The sequence below is a fragment of the Actinoplanes siamensis genome (genome assembly GCF_016862395.1).
Lineage (GTDB): Bacteria > Actinomycetota > Actinomycetes > Mycobacteriales > Micromonosporaceae > Actinoplanes > Actinoplanes siamensis.
Genome location: NZ_BOMW01000043.1, coordinates 30,563 through 48,225 on the forward strand (window position 1 = coordinate 30,563; position 17,663 = coordinate 48,225).

The 17,663-nt window shown below is 73.4% G+C and carries 13 protein-coding genes; 7 read left to right on the forward strand and 6 right to left on the reverse strand.

The window, feature by feature from the left end:
- Position 1 precedes the first annotated feature (1 nt).
- Complete coding sequence (locus Asi03nite_RS22165) at positions 2-2,053, reverse strand: sensor histidine kinase (RefSeq protein ID WP_203682345.1); 2,052 nt, start codon at positions 2,051-2,053, stop codon at positions 2-4.
- A gap of 439 nt (positions 2,054-2,492) precedes the next feature.
- On the opposite strand from Asi03nite_RS22165, the gene Asi03nite_RS22170 reads away from it, so the two are divergent.
- Positions 2,493-3,101 carry a DUF2510 domain-containing protein gene (locus Asi03nite_RS22170; protein ID WP_203682346.1) on the forward strand — a complete coding sequence of 203 codons (609 nt, stop codon included), beginning with the start codon at positions 2,493-2,495 and terminating at the stop codon, positions 3,099-3,101.
- A 74-nt stretch (positions 3,102-3,175) separates the two neighbouring features.
- A complete protein-coding gene (locus tag Asi03nite_RS22175) occupies positions 3,176-4,045 on the forward strand; it encodes a helix-turn-helix transcriptional regulator (protein WP_203682347.1) in 870 nt (289 codons plus the stop codon).
- On the opposite strand, the gene Asi03nite_RS38580 is transcribed toward Asi03nite_RS22175, so the two are convergent.
- On the reverse strand, positions 4,042-4,173 hold the full coding sequence (locus Asi03nite_RS38580; RefSeq protein ID WP_275409491.1) for an ATP-binding protein: 132 nt from the start codon (positions 4,171-4,173) through the stop codon (positions 4,042-4,044). The two genes, Asi03nite_RS22175 and Asi03nite_RS38580, sit on opposite strands and share 4 nt — an antisense overlap.
- A gap of 388 nt (positions 4,174-4,561) precedes the next feature.
- Here Asi03nite_RS38580 and Asi03nite_RS22180 point away from each other — a divergent pair, with 388 nt between their 5' ends.
- Positions 4,562-5,605 carry an NAD(P)-dependent alcohol dehydrogenase gene (locus tag Asi03nite_RS22180; protein WP_203682426.1) on the forward strand — a complete coding sequence of 348 codons (1,044 nt, stop codon included), beginning with the start codon at positions 4,562-4,564 and terminating at the stop codon, positions 5,603-5,605.
- A 109-nt stretch (positions 5,606-5,714) separates the two neighbouring features.
- On the opposite strand, the gene Asi03nite_RS22185 is transcribed toward Asi03nite_RS22180, so the two are convergent.
- From Asi03nite_RS22185 to Asi03nite_RS22200, 4 genes are read right to left on the reverse strand one after another with little or no spacing between them, the layout of a single operon-like run.
- On the reverse strand, positions 5,715-9,218 hold the full coding sequence (locus Asi03nite_RS22185) for a tetratricopeptide repeat protein (protein ID WP_203682348.1): 3,504 nt from the start codon (positions 9,216-9,218) through the stop codon (positions 5,715-5,717).
- Positions 9,215-10,705, reverse strand: coding sequence for a CpaB family protein (locus Asi03nite_RS22190; protein WP_203682349.1), 1,491 nt, complete (start codon positions 10,703-10,705; stop codon positions 9,215-9,217). Before Asi03nite_RS22190 ends, Asi03nite_RS22185 begins: the two co-directional genes overlap by 4 nt.
- Position 10,706: 1 nt before the next feature.
- A complete protein-coding gene (locus tag Asi03nite_RS22195; protein ID WP_203682350.1) occupies positions 10,707-11,195 on the reverse strand; it encodes a CBS domain-containing protein in 489 nt (162 codons plus the stop codon).
- On the reverse strand, positions 11,192-12,439 hold the full coding sequence (locus Asi03nite_RS22200) for a CHAT domain-containing protein (RefSeq protein WP_203682351.1): 1,248 nt from the start codon (positions 12,437-12,439) through the stop codon (positions 11,192-11,194). The genes Asi03nite_RS22195 and Asi03nite_RS22200 overlap by 4 nt, the downstream gene beginning before the upstream one ends.
- Positions 12,440-12,670: 231 nt before the next feature.
- Between Asi03nite_RS22200 and Asi03nite_RS22205 the strand changes: the two genes are divergently transcribed.
- From Asi03nite_RS22205 to Asi03nite_RS22220, 4 genes are all read left to right on the forward strand, one after another.
- Positions 12,671-14,206 carry a hypothetical protein gene (locus tag Asi03nite_RS22205; RefSeq protein ID WP_203682352.1) on the forward strand — a complete coding sequence of 512 codons (1,536 nt, stop codon included), beginning with the start codon at positions 12,671-12,673 and terminating at the stop codon, positions 14,204-14,206.
- Positions 14,203-16,116 carry a dynamin family protein gene (locus tag Asi03nite_RS22210; RefSeq protein ID WP_203682353.1) on the forward strand — a complete coding sequence of 638 codons (1,914 nt, stop codon included), beginning with the start codon at positions 14,203-14,205 and terminating at the stop codon, positions 16,114-16,116. Before Asi03nite_RS22205 ends, Asi03nite_RS22210 begins: the two co-directional genes overlap by 4 nt.
- Positions 16,117-16,194: 78 nt before the next feature.
- Complete coding sequence (locus Asi03nite_RS22215; protein ID WP_203682354.1) at positions 16,195-17,040, forward strand: TolB family protein; 846 nt, start codon at positions 16,195-16,197, stop codon at positions 17,038-17,040.
- A 67-nt stretch (positions 17,041-17,107) separates the two neighbouring features.
- On the forward strand, positions 17,108-17,623 hold the full coding sequence (locus Asi03nite_RS22220; RefSeq protein WP_203682355.1) for a toxin-antitoxin system HicB family antitoxin: 516 nt from the start codon (positions 17,108-17,110) through the stop codon (positions 17,621-17,623).
- Positions 17,624-17,663: the final 40 nt, after the last annotated feature.

Consider the following 17,663-nt stretch of genomic DNA (forward strand, 5'->3'; position numbering starts at 1 on the left):
ATCAGTTCTTTCGTACGGCCGGCGTGCCCTTGCGCGGATCCGCCCCGAGCGGCTCGGCGACGTGGCGCACGGGCGGGCGCGGCACGGTGAGCGTGAAGGTCGATCCGTTCGGCTGGTGCGGCCGGTAACTGACGGTGATGCCCCCCGCCTCGGCCAGCTGCCGCACCAGGTAGAGGCCGAGCCCGGTGCCCGGTTTGGTCACCGCGACCCCGGTCTCGGCCCGCGCGAACCTGTCGAACAGGTGCGGCACGAACGCCTCCGGCACGCCCTCACCGTTGTCGGTGACGTGGATGTCGACGTGGCGGGGGTTCCCGACGATCCGGATGGTGACCGGCGGCGCGCCGTACTTGATCGCGTTCCCGACCAGGTTGCCGAGGATGAGCTGCAGGTGGGCGGGGTCGGCCAGGGCGATCGCCTGGTCCGGCGCCAGGATGTTGATCGGCTGCTCGGGGGAGAGGCCCTGCGCGGCGACCGCCTCCGGCACGGCCTGGGAGAGGTCGAGCGCGACCGGGCGGGCCACGATCGCTCCCTCGTCGAGTTGGGCGAGCGTGAGGATCTCGCTGATCAGTTGGTCGGCGCGGTGCCCGGCGGCGAGCATCTGCCGTACGTAATGGGTCCGGTCCTGGTCGGACAGCTCGTCCCACTCGTCGATCAGCAGCTCGCCCCGGGCCACGATGCCGGTCAGCGGCTGGCGGACGTCGTGGGTCAGCATCGTGATGAAGTCGGCCATCTGCGCGTTGGCCTTCTGCAACTGTTCGGCCCGCTCGGCGAGCTCGGCCTTCTGCTGGTCGCGGATCCGCTCCAGCGCGTAGCGCTCGCTCACGTCGATGATCTGGCTGGCGAAGAACCGCGGGTGGCCGTCCGGCTCCCGCAGCAGCACGCTGGTCACCAGCGCCTCGATGTAGTGCCCGTCCGCGTGCCGGTAGCGTTTGTGCATCTCGAAGTCGTTGCGCCGGCCGGCGCAGCAGTCGTTCACGACCTGCAGGCAGGACGGGATGTCGTCGGGGTGGGTGAACTCGGTGAACTCGTGGCCGATCAGGTCGTCGGGCGCCCGGCCGAGCATCTGGCCGAGAGCCGGGTTGACCCGGGAGAACCGGCCCTGCGGGTCGGCGATCAGCATCCCGATCCGGGAGTAGTCGAACACCATGCGGAAGCGCTGCTCGCTGGCCTCCTGCTCGCGGCGGTGCCGGCGGCCGCGGGCCGCGGCGGCGACGACCAGCAGGCCGACGGCGGACGCGGCGACCACGGCGACCCGGCCGGCGGTCTCGTTGCCGCGTACGGAAGCGAAGAGCGCCGACTCCGGCACGGTCGCCGACAGCAGCCACGGGGTGTTCGGAACGTGCTCCGACGAGTAATGCCACCATCGGCCGCCGTCCCGGTACCGGCCGCTCTCCTGCCGGGTCAGGGCGAGCGCCAGTTTCGGAGAGTCGGACGCCAGCGACGGCGTCGCGGGGTCCACGGGCCGGCTGCTGGCGGCGATGAGGCCGGACGGATCGGTCAGCTGCACCCGGACGCCGTTCACTGTCCAGGACGTGGCCAGGTAGGACGACAGCGGGCTGCTGGCGATCGGGATGGCGCCGGAGAACACCCGCCGCCCGGAGGAGGTGTCGAACGGCACCGCGAACGCGACCACCGGCTCGTCGCGCACGGCGGAGCGCACCACCGACGACACCGCCGGCCGGCCCTGCCGGGCCGCGATGCGCAGGTGCTCGTACGTCGAAACCAGTTCCCGGCCGGTGAGGGCCGGGTCGGGCGGGACGGCGTGCAGCAACCGCCCGCGGGAGTCGATCAGAACCGCCGCCGGGTAACCGAAACCGCCCACTGCGCGGACGAAGTCCCGCTCGCTGACCACCGGATCGGCGAGCATCGCGCGCGCCTGCGCCCGCTCCCGGTCGATCAGGTCGGCGGCATAGTTGCTGACGAAGTTGCCCACCTGCCTCAGCCGCACCTCGAACTGCTGCGTCAGCCACGCCCGGCTCTGTGCCTGTGACCACAGCAGCGCCGTCGTTCCGCCGGCGGTGAGCATCAGCCAGATCGCCAGCGGGACAGCCACGAAACGCCACCACGCCCGTGGCGACCAGCCAGCCCGCACCCGTCCACCATTGCTCCGCGGCGGCCAGAACCGCAGCCTAATCCGGCAATCACCGCCGGCCCGTTGTTCCCGGCCGTTTTTCCGGATCGATGATCATGAACATTCCGTATCTTCACAGAAATGGGCCGGCGCCGGTGGCGGAGCCGCTCTGGCCTGGGCGGGATACGTCCGACAACGCTTACCCGGAGCGGGTCGTCCCTTCGGCTGGCCCCTGGTGGCGATCATCGCGACGGGTACGGCGGAAGGCATTTTCCGGGATGGACGGTAAGCCGGAAGACATCGATGAATCTTGAACCGTCGTCGATTCCGCGGCTAGCGTCTGCGGTGCGGAAACAACCGTGCAAGATCCATGAGAAGTGGCGGATGAAGATGGAATTCTCACGGCGTCCCGGAGACGGCCATGCGTAAGTTTCTGCTCTGGCTGGCGACGATGTGGGTCGGCATGATCACATTCGTCGTCGTGTTCACCACGCTGATCGGCGCGAGCAGCGGGGCCGGGACGTTCCTGGGCAGCCTCGTCCTGTGGCTGTTCGCCCTGGCCGGCGGCATCGCGCTGAGCGCTCCGGCGTTCCTCAACCCGCCTGACGACAACGGCGGCGTGTGGTATTTCCGGCTGCCGCTGCCGTTGTGGATGTTCCTGATGATGATGAAGCTGATGTCCTGGATCGGCTTCCAGGTGCTGCTCGGAGCCTGGATCCTGATCTTCAAGGTGCGCGACGACCGGCAGAACAAGCGACTGCCGGCCTTCAGCAACGGCGCCCAGCAGCCGGGCGCGCAGCAGCCCCCGTTCGCCCAGCAGCCGCCCGTCGCGCAGCAGCCCCCGTTCGCGCAGCAGCCGCAGTTCGCGCCGGGCCCGCAACCCGGCGCCGGCCCGCAGCCCCCGCCGGCCGGTCCGCCGGCCTCCTGGCAGGCCGACCCGACCGGTCGCTTCCGGCACCGCTGGTGGGACGGCGCCCGCTGGACCGACCGCGTCGCGAACGGCACCACGCAGACCACCGACCCGCTGTAGGGGCGCCGGCTCCCCGCTGGGGTGTACTGACAGTGCATCGCAGGCCAGCGACCTGAGGCCGTACCGTCGGGGTCGTGGACAACCGAGCCGAAGTCCGTGACTTCCTCACCTCGCGCCGGGCGAAGGTCTCGCCGGAGCGGGCCGGTATCCCCGCCGGCGGCCGGCGCCGCGTTCCCGGGCTGCGCCGCAGCGAGGTGGCGGCGCTGGCCGGGATGAGCGTGGAGTACTACGCGAAACTCGAGCGCGGCTCGCTCGCCGGGGTCTCCGCCGGCGTCCTGGAGGCGATCTCCCGGGCGCTGCAGCTCGACGACGCCGAGCGGGCCCACCTGCTGCGCCTGGCCCAGGCGGCGAACGGCAGCAACGCGCTGCTGCGGCCCAGCCGGCGACCCCGGCAGTGGACGGTCCGGCCCAGCCTGCAGTGGTCGCTCGACGCGATCACCGTGCCGGCGATCGTCGCCAACGGCCGCCAGGACCTGCTCGCCGCCAACCACCTGGGCCGCGCGATGTACAGCGACGTCTACGCCGACCCGGTGAGCCCGCCCAACTTCGGCCGGTTCACGTTCCTGGACAGCGCGGCCCGACGGTTCTACCCGGACTGGAACCTCGCCGCGGACATGCTGGTGGCCAACCTGCGCACCGCGGCCGGCAAGGATCCGCACGACAAGGGCCTGCACGACCTGGTCGGCGAGCTGTCCACCCGCAGCGACGACTTCCGGCGCCGGTGGGGCGCGCACAACGTGCGCACGCACGGCACCGGGATCAAGGAGTTCCGCCACCACATCGTCGGTGACCTGACCCTGGCGTACGAGAGCCTGGACCTGCGTGCCGACCCGGACCTGACCCTGACCATCTACTCCGCCGAGCCGCAGTCGCCGACCGCGCACGCGCTCACGCTGCTGGCGTCCTGGGCCGCGACCACCGGCGAGGTACGCGTCCACAGTTAGGGCGGCCCCGGACGCCCGCCCAGGGCGAAGGTGGCCCAGACCTGTTTGCCGGCGCCGGTGGCGTACCAGCCGACCTCCTCGGCCAGCCGCTCGGCCAGCACCAGCCCGAGTGCCGCCGGCGAAATCACCGCTGGCCCGCCGGACCGGCCGGTGGATCACCAGCTCCGCTCGCCCCCCGGTGCGACGTTCCGGAACCAGTCGGCGTCGGCGAACGGCACCCGGCGACCTTCGTCCAGAACCGCCGGATCTCCGCCTCCTCCGGCTTCCCCGAGGCGCCGCCGATCCGGATGGCGGCGTACTGCACAGGCTGGGCGCGCCGGTGGTGACGAAGCCCACCGCGGCGCTCCTGAGACAGGGCCGGCCGCCGGCCGTCCGACCGGTGTACTGCCAGTACACCCATCGCTGGTGACTTGCTCGCGGCCCGGCCGTCGGGTGTGCTGGGGGGGTGCACCGTTTTTGGGTACCCGCATCCAGGTGATATAGCGGACAAGACCCATTTTGCTCCAGGAGGATGTCATTCTTACCGTCAACGCCATCGCCGCGACCTCCGCCACCGACCCGCTCGTGCGCACCACGATCGAGCGGCGCGACGTCGGGCCGCGCGACGTGCTCATCGAGATCCGGTACGCCGGGATCTGCCACTCGGACATCCACACCGTGCGCGGGGAGTGGGGCGAGGTCGCGTACCCGCTCACCGTCGGCCACGAGATCGTCGGCCAGGTCACCGAGGTCGGCTCCGAGGTGACCAAGTTCTCCGCCGGTGACCGGGTCGGCGTCGGCTGCATGGTCAACTCGTGCCGGGAGTGCGACAACTGCCGCGCCGGGCAGGAGCAGTACTGCACCAACGGCAACGTCGGGACGTACGCGAGCGTCGACCGGGACGGCACGATCACCCAGGGCGGCTACTCCACGCACGTCGTGGTCGACCAGGACTTCGTGCTGCGGGTTCCGGAGTCGATCCCGTACCAGGCGGCCGCGCCCCTGCTCTGCGCGGGGATCACCACGTACTCCCCGCTGGCGCACTGGAACGCCGGTCCGGGCAAGAAGGTCGCCGTGGTCGGCATGGGCGGTCTCGGCCACATGGCCGTCAAGATCGCTGTCGCCATGGGCGCCGAGGTGACAGTGCTGTCACAGACGCTCAGCAAGAAGGACGACGGGCTGCGGTTCGGCGCCGAGCACTACTACGCGACCAGCGACCCGGCGACGTTCGAGGCGCTCGCGAACACCTTCGACCTGATCGTCAACACCGTCAGCGCGCCCGTCGACCTGGCCGCCTACCTGCGGCTGCTGCGCCTGGACGGCACGCTGGTCAGCGTCGGCGCGCCGCCGGAGCCGCTGCCGGTGCCGGTGTTCGCGCTGTTCGGGGCGCGGCGCTCGTTCGCCGGGTCGAGCATCGGCGGCATCGCCGAGACCCAGCAGATGCTCGACTTCTGCGCCGAGCGCGGGATCGCGCCGGAGGTCGAGATGATCAGTGCCGACCAGGTGAACGAGGCGTACGAGCGGGTGCTCAAGTCCGACGTGCGCTACCGCTTCGTCATCGACGTCGACACCCTGCGCTAAGGCGTTTCCTCCCGCGCCGCCGGACGTCTCGTCCGGTGGCGCGGGCCGTCCCGCGGCCCAGGACCGCGGCTCGGGCGTGTGGCCGGAGGGTCGGTCACCCCGCGGCGCCTCACGGATCGAGCAGGGAGCGAGCCTCCTCGACGGTCATGGTGTCGCCTCGGCGCAGGGCCACATACTGTGGGTCGAATCCGGCCATCTCCGGGTAGAGGTCCGCCAGGCGTTCGGCAGCCGCCACGGTTCGCGGGCCGGGCTGGTTCGCGCGCAGGACCTCCAGCGCGGCTCGTTCCTCCTCGAGCAGGTCCGCGAACCGGCCGGCGGCCGCCCGCCGAGGGTGCAGGTCGGCGGTGCGCAGCAGGTCCGCCAGGGCGCGTGACTTCGCCTGCTGCACGACCGTGTAGGCCTCGCCCGGCGCGTCCCGGTCACGCAGGCATTCGACGAGTCCGGTGTACGCGGACTGCTTCCCGGCGGCGTAGGCGATCCGGGACCTGTCGTCGTACGGCCGTTCCTGTCGTCCGTTCTCGATCAGACCCACCGCGGTGCGGTACCAATCCTCCGCGCCCGCCAGGTCGCCCCGGGACCGCAGCAGCCCGGCGAGGGCGACAGCGCTCTTCTCCGCGGACTCGAAGTACCCCCCGGACATCGAGATGTCGAGGCTGCGCCGGTATGCCTGCTCAGCCTCCGCGTCCTGGCCGCGCCGCCGGTTCCACCCGCCGATGTTGGCGAGGGTGACAGCCAGCCCGAGGTGATCGTCCCCGCGCTCCTTGGCGTCCCGGACCTCGGCCAGCATCGCCAGCGCCTCCTGCGGCCGGTCCCGGGGGATCAGGTTGCTGAGGTCGTTGAGTGCCCCCGCCCACCCCCGCTCGTTGTGCGCCTCCCGATAGGTGCGTGCGGCGAGGCGCAGCAGCGTCCGCGCGACGGCCCACGGCCCCTCGGCGGCGGCCTGCCCGACCGCCGGGTCGATGTCCAGCAGGACGCTGGCCAGTCGGGACGCCGCCTCCTCCGAGTGGATCCTCAGCTCGTCCAGGGCGACCTGGCCGAAGAGCGTGCCGAGCGCGTGCAGTTGGTGTCCCTGTCCGTTGCGATGGCCGGCCCGCCGGGCCAGGGACCAGGCCGAGTGATGTGCCTCCACCGCCGCGGGCACGTCACCGAGTCGTACCAGCAGGTGGCCCAGTGCCGAGTCGAGCGGCCCGAGATCGAGCGCCATCCGGGGATCGTCGCGCCACGGTGCGCCGACGCGCTGCGCCTCGCGCAGGTCGGCCAGCGCCCGGTGGTCACGGCCGAGTGAGCTGAGCACCTCGGCGCGCCCGCCGAGGGCCGAGACCCTCTGGCGAGCGGCTTGCAGGCCGGGCGCGTCCGGGGCGGTCTCGACGATCCGGTCGTGCAACGGCAGGGCCTCCCGGGGTCGGCCGGCTCGCAGGTAGGCCATGGCGAGCAGGTGTACCGCGAAGTCCGCGCCGGTTTCCGCCAGCAGCGACCCGGCCCGTTCCACGGCCCGCGCGGCCTGCCCGGATTCCAGGTCGACCAGAATGTTCGCGGCGGCGGCGAACGCCCGGTCCGCCGGGTCGGGCCCGGCCACCGCGTCTGCCGCGGCGGCCCACCGGCCGGCCTGCCGCACCGCTTCCGGACCAGCGCTCACCCCGAGATAGCCGGGTGTCCGGCGGGGTATGGCGTCCCCGACGACCTGCCGGATGCCTTCGGGCTGAATCCGGCCGGCCTGTTCCAGAGCGGTCTGGACGATCCCGGACGCGAGGAGCGGGTCCACCGGCGCGCCCGGCTCCACGGCGATGAGCTCCTCGACCACGGGCAGGGCACGGGCGGCGTCCAGCCGGGACAGCAACAGCAGGATCAGGGTCTTCAGGTCGCGGAGGCCCGCTTCGCGGTGACCGGACCGCAGGTTGCGGCGCACCAGGTCACGGATCCGGAGGAGCGCGGCGTCCTGGTCCGCGCCGCCGTACCGCACGGTGTCCAGGTCGGACCGGTCCGGGATCTCACCCGGCGGCTGGCCGGTCGTACCGCCGCGCGCGGCCTCGTCGGCGACGTCGGTCAGCAACGCCAGCTGGTCGGCGGTGAGCTCCGGGGTGACCCGGGCCAGCACGGCATGCGCCTCGGCCGGCCGCGCCGCCATGGCGCGGATCGTGGCGGTGAGCACCGCGCCGCCCGGGACTCGCGCGGCGTGCTCCAGCCACACGTCGGCGCCGGGCTGCGGCACATGGAGGTGGCGGGCCAGAACCTCGACCACCGATCGGTAGCGGTGGCGCGCCTGCGCTGTCTCGACGGCCAGGTCGGCGACTGCCGACACCGGGCGCACGGACCCGTCCAGCACGCCCAGCGCATGGCGGACGATCGCGGTGTCCGTCTCGTCCAGCCCGGCGGTGAGGGCGCCAAGGTCACGGGCTCCGTCCCGGATCGCCCGCAGCACTGTCACCAGGGCACTCCATTCCGGGGTGACAGCCCGGATCCGGAGGTACGTGTCGAGCGCCTCCCGCGCGGCACGATCACCGCCCGCCGCGGCGGCGATCGCGGCGATCGCGGGTTCCCATCGGCGGACCATGGCCGGCACGGTCGGCGCGTCCCGATCGCGCAGCATGCCCACCAGCTCGGCCAGGATGGTCCGGGCGATCCCGGTGGTCAGTCCCAGGGCGGGTCCGAGCGCGGCGAAGGAGCTGCCGGTCGAGTGACGCAGGGTGTCGCGCAACCAGTCCAGGCTGACGCGGTCGAGCAGCTGCGGCGCGGGTGCGAGCGCCATCAGTTCGCTCAGCGTGTCGCGCAGCTCGCCCTCGTCGCCGGAGAAGCGGTGCACCAGGGACGCGGCCAGCGCGTGCGCGAGTTTCTCCTCGGCGTGGTCGCCGGGCAGGTAGTCGGCCAGGTGGCGGTGCGCGGTGGCGACCAGGTGCGGTTGGGGACGCTGGTAGGCCAGGCGCAGCGTCTGGTGCTGGAGCCGCAGTGCCGCCCGGCGGTCCCCGCGTTCCCGGGCGATCTTCCCGCGGCTGCCGAGCACCATGGCCAGCAGGGACGGATCGCCGGAGCGCTGAGCGGTCTCCTGAGCTGCCAGCAGGACGGTGTCGGCGGCGTCGAGCTCGCCCATCTCGCGCAGGGCGATCGCACGGGTGACGTCGACGGCGGCGGTCGCGGTGGCCGGCGCCGAGCGGGCACCGAGCAGTTCCCGTTCCTCGTCCAGGTAGGCCAGCGCGACCATCCAGTTGCGGGTGGCCTGCGCGGCGCTCGCCCCGATCGCGGCAAGTTGCTCGCGGACCTCGGATTCCGGCCACAACTCCCGCCCCTTCGCCGCGGGCGCGCCCCGCAGCGCGGAGAGCGCGGCCAGCACCTCGTCGTTGCGGCCGAGCGACTGCACGATGCGCAGGCGCTGCGCCTCGACCGCCAGCGCGGTCCAAGGTCCGAAGGAACTCCGCGGGAGCAGGTCACGCACCTGCTCGTTGACGGCGTAGGCGGCGCGCGCCGACCGGGTGCGGGTCAGGTGGGCGGTGAGGTTGGCGCCGAATTCCACAGCGCCGTCCGTGTCGCCCGCCCGCAGCCGCCGGTCGAACTCCCGCCGCAGCATCCGCTCCAGGACGGGTGCCGGAATCCGGTCGAGGTGTCCGAAGTCCGCGGTCATGGGACGAGCACCACCTGGACGGTGCGGGTAGCGGCAGCGGTCAGCAGCCGCTCGGCGTCGGCGCTGGGCACCGCCAGCACCAGTACGGGCGGGGAGACCCGCTGGTCGAGCACGATGGCCCCGGCGAAGCGTTCCGCGGTGCCAGCGGTAACGATCAGGTCCACGGTCCGGCCCGCTCCGAGGCGTGTGGTGAGACCGGCGACCGGCAGCGTGGTCACGGTGCGCCCGGCGAGGCCGCCGTCGAGCGCCGGTCCCAGGTCGCTGGCGTCCAGCGGCGCGTCCTCGTCGACAGCGGCACGGGTATAGCGCCCGACCAGGTCCCGCGTGCCGGCGCCGTACAGGTCGCCGGTGGTGAGCACGTGGAAGGCCGGCAGATCACGGGCGGCGCGCGCCTCGTCGCCGTTGCCGGACAGGCCCGCGGTCAGGGCGGCGCCGCCGGCGGCGACCAGGACGGCGACGAGCAGCAGACCCCGGACCGGGAAGGGCCGGACCGGGCCGGCCGGCGGCGTGGGAGCGGCGGCCGCCGGGGTGGGCGCGGGCGGGGAAGGAGCCGGGGAGGCGGGCGCGGGAACCGGATCGGCGAACGAGACGACGAGCGGACCGGCCGGCTGCGGGTAGCGCACCGCGGCGGCCTGGTCGCTGTCCGGCCAGCCGCCGTACCAGATCTTGCCGAGTTGGCGCCACTGCTCGCGTTCCTGCGCGAAGCCGGTGGGCAGCTCCAGCCGCATGGCCTCCAGCAGCGCGAACCGGTGCACGTCGAACGCGGTGCGGATGAGCTGCGCGTACGGCACCGCCGCCCGAGCCGCGGCCCGGTACCCTCCGGCCGCGACCGCCGCGCCGGCCAGCACCGTCGCCGCCGCCGGGACCGGCCCGAGCAACGCCGTCGCGAGCCCGCCCCCGGCGAGCGAGAACACCGCCCCGAGGGAGCTGATCACCGCGGCGCCCTCGACGGCCGCGGCGGTGACGGCGAACGTCTCGACGAACGGGCGCGGCAGAGCCACGTACAGCCGGGGCCAGGCCGCGACACCGTCGATGCCGTACCGGTCCGCGTGCTCCTCACCGGCCCGGATGATGTTGCCGAGCCGGGTCGGCAGCACCCGATCGGCGCGGCGGGGATAGCAGAGGAACAGCTCGGGATCGGCAGCGGTGCGCCGCGCGTGCGCGGCCCGGTGCCGGGCGGTCAACTGGTCCCTGAACCAGCGCGGTCCGGTGGTGTCCGGCCAGTGCCCGGCGAACAGCCGCAGCAGCGCGGTGCGCTGCCCGTTGAGGAGCTGCCCGAGCAGCACGGTGAGCACCACGAGAGCGACCACGGCGACAGCCCGCACCTCGGAGTCCAGGCCGTCCCACCACGCGTTCGCCGCGTCCGGGCCGGCACCGGCGACCACGATCCCGGCGATGCCGCCCAGGAACGCGAGCAGCGGCAGCCACACAGCGGTGAGCTGACGCCTGTCGAGCAGGCCACCGACCGTACCGAAGAGGGCGCCCACGTCACTGCCACTCGGGCCGCAACGGGTGCCCGCCGCCGGCACAGGGTTGCCCGGGTTCGGGGAATTCGCCGAGCTCGTTCACTGTCTGGCAGACACCGCACCGGACCCGGATCGCGTCCGCCGGGCGGGCGCCGCCGACCAGCGTGACGTCGACCGTGCCGTCCAGGACGCCGGAGAACGCGGGGTCCGACTCGTTCGCGGCCACCAGCAGGTCGCGCAGCACCTCGACCGGGATCACTCCCACGGCCCGGCCCTCGTCGTCCACCACCACGACCCCGGGCAGGCCGTCGGCCAGCAACGGCAGGACGGTGTCGGAGCGCAGGATGTCGGAGACCGGCCGGTCGGCCGCCACCGGCAGCGCGCCGGCCGGCCCGTCCGGTCCCACGACCCATCGCGGACGGCCGTCGGGGTCGGCCACCACGGTGACCGACTCCGAGGTGCCCGCCAGTTCCGCCGCGGGTCGGTCCCACGGCCGCGACATGTCACTCATCGCCAGTCTCCCACCAGGACGAAGGGTGCCCAGAAGAACGGGTGCTCGTAGACCTTGCGCCCGGCGCCGGTAGCCGGGGTCCCGGCCAGCAACCGGCTCCGCGCGGCGAGCCGGCGCGCCTGCAGGCGATCCTCGTCCGCCGTTGCGAGCTCGGCCGCGCCGGTGGCCGCCAGCAGGGCCGCGGCGTGGTCGCCGGCGAGCTGATGCATGCGCGCCTCGATGATCGCCTGACGGACCGCGGCCGGGTGGCCGGCCGGCGTCGAGGCGCGGATCCGGGCCGCGGCCTCGGCTGCCTCTTCGGCGGTACGGTCGCGCAGCCACCGCTGGCCCCGGGTCAACGCGTCGCCGGCGGCCGCGCCGTCACCGAGCGCGCGGTAGAACCGTTCCAGCAGCAGCGCGGTGGCCAGCTCGTCCACCGGCCAGAGGCTGACCAGCACGCCGGGCGCCCCGGCGTAGATCAGTGCGCGGATCAGGCCGAGCAGCTCGTCGCCGGGCCGGGCCTCGGAGACACCCGTCCGGCAGGCGGCGAGCACCACCAGAGTGCCGGTCAGGCGTAGGCCCAGGATGTCGTCGGCGGTCAGCCGGCCCCCGGTGAGCTCGACGCCCGAGCGCATCGGCTCCCGCTCGTCGAAGACGCCGTGCGCGCCCACGTGCAGGACCGACGGCGGCTCGGCGGGCGGCCTCAGCCGGGCGATGACGTCGTCCCGGCTCGCCCGTGCGCCACGCAGCTCGCTGTACTGCAGTTCGTCGGCCGCCGCGGCGGTCTGCGCGGTCCCGAACGTCAGCGCCCGGGTGCCGAGCGGGTCGGTCACCGCGAGGACCGTGGCTCGGGGAGCCCGGCGGTTCGCGCGACAGTACCGCAGCACCGAGGCGCTGGGACTGTATGCCACCGGGTTCCGCTCGCCCAGGCAGGTGCCGCCGGCCCGGACCGCGTGCAGCGGTACCCGGTGCAGGGCGCCGTGGGGCACGATGTGGACGCGGTCGTCCGGCCGGGTCCCGGCGAGGACCGGTGCGACCAGGCTCGCCAGCAGAGGGTCGTCGAGTGCGGCGCGCACGCGGGCCAGAGCGTCGCCGTCGCCGGCCGCCGTCTCGTCGAGGCTCTTCAGCAGGGTGAGCACCCGCGTGATCAGCTCGTCCTGCCGCACCGGGACCGTCGTCAGATCCGGTTGCGCGGCGTCCTCGGTGATCCGGAAGATCAGGGCCGCGTCGTCGGTGAGGAAGTACTCGACCAGGTGGGTTCTCACGCGTTGCTCCTCGGCCGGGAGGTGGCGCAGTTCGGTGTGCTGTCCAGCCGGCTTCGCAGCCGCGCACGAGCGTATCGATCCTGCTGATGAAACCGGTGAACCGCAATCCCGCTGAGCTCCCTCGGGCCGATCGGCGCCGGCGTCGACGCCTCTCACCCGGAACGAGTCGTCCGATCGGGTGGAAAGAAGTCGATCTTCATCGATGCCGCGCGGCGGGCCGTACGGGAGAGCATGGACAACCTCGACGACTGGGTGGCGTTCCTGCGGGCGGCCGCCACCGCATTGGACGCCGGGGAGGTGCTCGGCCGGCTCGACGAGACGACCGCGACCGACCCGCGCGATGACGACCTCGCCGTTCTGGTCACCGGACGGGGCAGCGGGCCGCGCCGGATGCTCGCCCGACTGGGCGCCGAGGACGCCGGGACGGTCCCGGTCGTGCCGGCCGGCACCCGGTGGAGCGCGGCCCCCGCGCTGGATCTGGTCGGCGGCACCGCCCGGACGACCGCGGAGCGGCTGGCCCGCCACAGCGACGTGGTGATCCACGTCGTCCCGGCGACGGCGTCGATCGACGGCACCGATCGGGACTTCCTCGCCGGGTCCGTCGTCGCGGTCGCGCACGTGCCGGTGATCGCCGTCGTGGTCGCCGACCTCGACCGGGTCGAGCCCGTGGACCGGGACCCGCTGATGACCTATGTCCGCGACGCGGCCGGGACGATGGACGAGCGGATCGCGGTCGGCGAGTGGCCCGGCGACGACTTCGAGGACTGGTGGCGGCGATTGCTGCCCGGCCCGCGGCCGGCCCGCTCGGCCCAGCGCCTGGCCCAGTTGGCCGACTGCGCCGACGCGGTGGCCGAGGCCGCGACCCGCGCGGTCGAGCGGGCCCGGCAGCAGGCGCCCGACGAGCACCTGGGCACCGCCGGCCGGCTCGCGGCCCGCTCGCTCGACGCCGCGCAGGTGCGGCGTGAGCTGCGCAAGCGGCAGGAGACGGCGGTCGGCATCGCGAACGCGAGCATGACCGAGGCCGCCGAGCGGCTCGCCGCGGTGACCACGGCTCGGATCCGTGCCGCCGGCCCGGACGGTGTCGACGCGGTCCTCGACCGGTTCCCGGCCGAGGCGATCCGCATGGTCGACGAGGTCCAGGAGAGCTTCGCGCGTACGGTCGCGGCCGACGTCGCCTGGTTCGACGAGCGACTGACCGCCCTGTTCGAGGCGATGGGCGCCGCGGGCCGCCCCGGGCTCGTCCCGCGCACGCCGGTGGCGTCCCGGCCGGTCCCGGCGTACCGGGAGGCCCTGTGGATCACCGACAAGGTGACGCCGCTGGCCGGCATGCTGAGCAGGTTCGGCACCCGGCTGGCCATCGGGCTGATCAAGGACAAACTCGGCGGCGACGCGAGCCGAGGCCTCAAGCGTGTCGCGTTCACCGCGGTCGACGGCAGCACCGACGTACCAACGCAGGTCGGCCGGACGGTGGAGGGACACGTCGCCGCCTGGCTCGAGCGCTGGGACCGATCGCGGCGCACTGAGGCCGCGGACCGGGCCACTCGGGCCGCCACCGGCCTGCTGGTGCGCGAGAACGACCTGGCCGAGGCCGCCCGTGTCGTCTACGACGGTCTGGCCGACGAGTTCGACAAGGCCCGCGGCGGCTGGCAGGAGCCCGGCGACCGGGCCGGCCAGCCGACCGCGGCCGAGGTCCGGGCGCGGTCGCTGGCCGAGCGGGCCCGCACCGTTTCCCTCGACATCCACCGCGCGATCCGGGAGGCACGATGACCGTCAAGCTGGAGAACGGGCTGGGTCGGCTGCATCGGGACGGCGAGCGGGCCGGCGCGGCGCTGGAAGCCCTCCAGGACGCCGCCGCGCGGTTGGGCAACACCGGCCTCGCGGATCAGCTGGCGAGGCTGATCGAGCAGTTCCGGCGCAACGTGCTGCGGGTGGCGTTCGTCGGCCATTTCGACGCGGGCAAGAGCACGCTGATCAACGCGCTGCTGGGCGGCCGGGCGCTGCCCGCCCGGATGCGGCCGACCACCGCGATGATCACGGTGGTCCGCTCCGGCGCGGACGACGCGGCGCGGCTGCACTTCCGGGACCGCGGCCGTGAGCCGATCCCGGTCCCGCTCGCCGAGTTGGAGAGCCACCTGGTGATCGACGGCAAGGATGATGCGCCGAGTCCGTACGACATGGTGGTCATCCCGCATCGGTCGGATCTGCTCGCCGACGGCGTCGAACTGGCCGACACCCCTGGACTGGGCGACGCGTACCGCAACAGCCAGGCGCGGCTCGACGCGGTGGTCCGCTACGTGGCCGCCGCCGACGCGGTCGTCTACGTCTCGACCAGCAACGGCTTCATGGGCGCCGACGACCAGAATTTCGTGTACGACGTCCTGCAGCCGATCGGACACAGCGCTCTGCTCGTGGTGGGCACCTGGGCGGACGCCCTCGAGGACGAGCCAGGTGGCCCGGACGCCGCCAAGGCGTACCTGACCGGAACCGTCGCCGAGATCGCCCCTGCCGAGCGGGTCTTCTTCGTCAACGGCATCGGCGCGGTGAAGGCGCACGAGGCAGGCGACCGGCTGGCCCTGGCCGCGTCCGGGGTGCCCGCGTTCGAGGCGGCGCTCCGGTCGTTCCTGGTCGACCGCAAGGCCGGCGTCAAGCTGAGCCGGGCAGTGCTGGCCGCCGAGCGGGTCGCCGACGGCCTCACCGCCGAGATCGCCCAGTTGCGCGACCTGCGCGAGCAGGACGCCGACAAGGTCCGGAGCCGCTGCACGGCGGTTGAGGAGCAGTTGCCGGTTCTGCGCAAGCAGAGGAAGAGCGTGCGGCACACCATGGCGCCGATCGTGGCCCGTCTCGAAGCGGAGGTGCAGGACTGCGCCGCGGACTTCCTGCGGGCCACCGCGGACAGCTGCGCCGAGTGGATCGCCGCGATGGACGACCCGCAGGCCGTGTCGCTGATCGAGCGGTTCCAGGTGACCGCCCGGGCGAAGGCGGCGGCCCAGGCGGCCGCCGACGAGCTCAGCGGCCGCCTGCAGCGGGAGGTCGCGAGCTGGCAGCGTGAGCGGCTGGGGGCGATAGTGGAGCGGCACCTGGCCGAACTGCGCCGGGCCGTCGATCCTGACCTGGCGAGTGCCTCGGCCTTCGCCGACCAACTGCTGCGGACGCTGGACGGGAAGGACGCGGAGGCGACCGGCGGTGGCTCGCTGCGCTGGCACCTGCACGATCTGGATCCGGTCGCCCTCGAACATCCGGCACCCGCCGCGTCCACCGCCATCCACGAGATCGCGGCCCAGGCGGCGGCCAGGATGATCGCGATCGGCATCGTGGCGCAGTTCCTGTCGCTGTTCACGATGCTGCCGGGGGTGGCCGTGGCCGCTGTGCTCGGCGCGTTCGTCCCCGGCTGGGGCGAACGCGCGGTCCGGCGCAAGGTCGGCGAGACGACCGCGGCCCGGCTGCGCGCGGAGGCGCCGGCCTGGGGCGCCGCGGTGCGGCGCACTGTCGCGGAAGGCGTCGGGACGATGCGGGCCACGCTGGACACCGCGATGCGGGAACAGGTGGCCGACATCGAGGACCGGATCAAGGCCCGGCGGGCCGCCCTGGACGGTGATCCGGACGGGGTCGTCCGCGATCTGGACCGTGCCACCGAGGCGGTGCGGTTCGCCCGGGCGAAGATCGCGGAGATCGGGTAGCGAGCACCGACGAGGAACGGCCCTCCACCCGGCTGAACCGGTCGGCCGTGGCGGTGTCGGTCCACCTATGCTCGGCTGATGCGCGGTCTCGCCGAGAATCAGAAATGCCGGATTCGGACGTACGACGTCAGCGCCGGCACCACGGCGGTCGTGCACACCAGTTCGGCGGTCCTCTACGAGGCGCCGAACTGGTCCGTGGCCGGTGATCTGATCCTCAACGGGGACGGGCTGCTGTGGCGGCTGCCCGCCGACGGGTCGGCGCCGCCGCGGCGGATCCCGCTCGACGGCGTGCCGCCGCTCAACAACGACCACGTGCTCTTCGGCGACGTGGTGTTCCTGTCCGCCGACGACGGTCACCTCTACCAGGCGCCGCTGGCCGGGGGCGCCGGTCGCCGGGTGACCCACGAGGATCGGATGCACTTCCTGCACGGGGTCAGCCCGGACGGTGCCACTCTGGCGTACGTCGGTATCGAGCGGCAGCGGTGGGACGCCGGCACCCTGTGGACGATCGGGGCCGGCGGCGGCCGGTCCACCCGGCTCACCCCGGAGGGCGGCCCGGACGACGGTCCGGAGTACTCGCCGGACGGCAAGTGGATCTACTTCAACACCGAGCGGTTCGGCGCCAACGCGCAGATCGCCCGGATCCGCCCGGACGGCACCGGGCTGGAGCAGCTCACCTTCGACGAGCGGGTGAACTGGTTCCCGCACCTCGCGCCGGACGGCAGCCGCGCGGTCTACCTGAGCTACCCGCCGGGGACCCGGGGGCACCCGGCGGATCTGCCCGTGGAGTTGCGGCTGGTGGAGGGCGACGACTGGCGCGCCGGACGCACCGTGGTCGCACTCTCCGGTGGTCAGGGCACGATCAACGTCAACAGCTGGTCGCCGGATTCGCGCCGGTTCGCCTTCATCGACTACGTGTTCTGAGCCAAACTGGCACCAGTTAGTGCCATCAATGCTTGCGCGTGTGCCACGCGCGTGCCATAGTGGTGCCATGGACTTGACCTCGTATGTGAGCAACCTCGGCCGTGAGTTCGCCACACTCGCCGAGGCCGGGGGCGAGCAGTCGCGTGCGCTGGTCGAGCGCCTGACCGGATCGCTCGAGTCGGCGATCCGGATGACGCTGCTGGACGCGCTGTCGGCCGCGGCCGGCGAGATCACCCGCGACCTGGCGCCCGGCTCGGTGGAGCTGCGCCTGCGCGGCCGCGACCCGGAGTTCGTCGTCACCCCGCCACCCGCCGACCCCGCGCCGGCCACCGCCGCGCCGGCGCCGGATCCGGAGCCTGCCCCGGCCTTCGCCGAGGACGGCCCGGCCGCCCGGATCAACGTGCGCATGCCGGAGCAGCTCAAGGCCGCGATCGAGGAGGCCGCCGCCAAGGAGGGGCGCTCGGTCAACGCCTGGCTGGTCCGCGCCGCGACGGCCGGCCTGCAGCAGCCCAGCCACGAGCCGGCCGCCGAGCCGCGCGGCGCCAAACGCAACGCGCAGCGCTTCACCGGCTGGGTTCGCTGACCGCAACCCCCTTCTTCCCACACCGTCCCTGTCTTGCGGG

Coding starts and splice junctions, on each gene's coding strand:
- Asi03nite_RS22215 (WP_203682354.1), top strand. CDS start 16,195: ATGCGCGGTCTCGCCGAGAATCAGAAATGCCGGATTCGGACGTACGAC.
- Asi03nite_RS22170 (WP_203682346.1), top strand. CDS start 2,493: ATGCGTAAGTTTCTGCTCTGGCTGGCGACGATGTGGGTCGGCATGATC.
- Asi03nite_RS22195 (WP_203682350.1), bottom strand. CDS start 11,195: ATGAGTGACATGTCGCGGCCGTGGGACCGACCCGCGGCGGAACTGGCG.
- Asi03nite_RS22185 (WP_203682348.1), bottom strand. CDS start 9,218: ATGACCGCGGACTTCGGACACCTCGACCGGATTCCGGCACCCGTCCTG.
- Asi03nite_RS22205 (WP_203682352.1), top strand. CDS start 12,671: ATGGACAACCTCGACGACTGGGTGGCGTTCCTGCGGGCGGCCGCCACC.
- Asi03nite_RS22220 (WP_203682355.1), top strand. CDS start 17,108: ATGGACTTGACCTCGTATGTGAGCAACCTCGGCCGTGAGTTCGCCACA.
- Asi03nite_RS22210 (WP_203682353.1), top strand. CDS start 14,203: ATGACCGTCAAGCTGGAGAACGGGCTGGGTCGGCTGCATCGGGACGGC.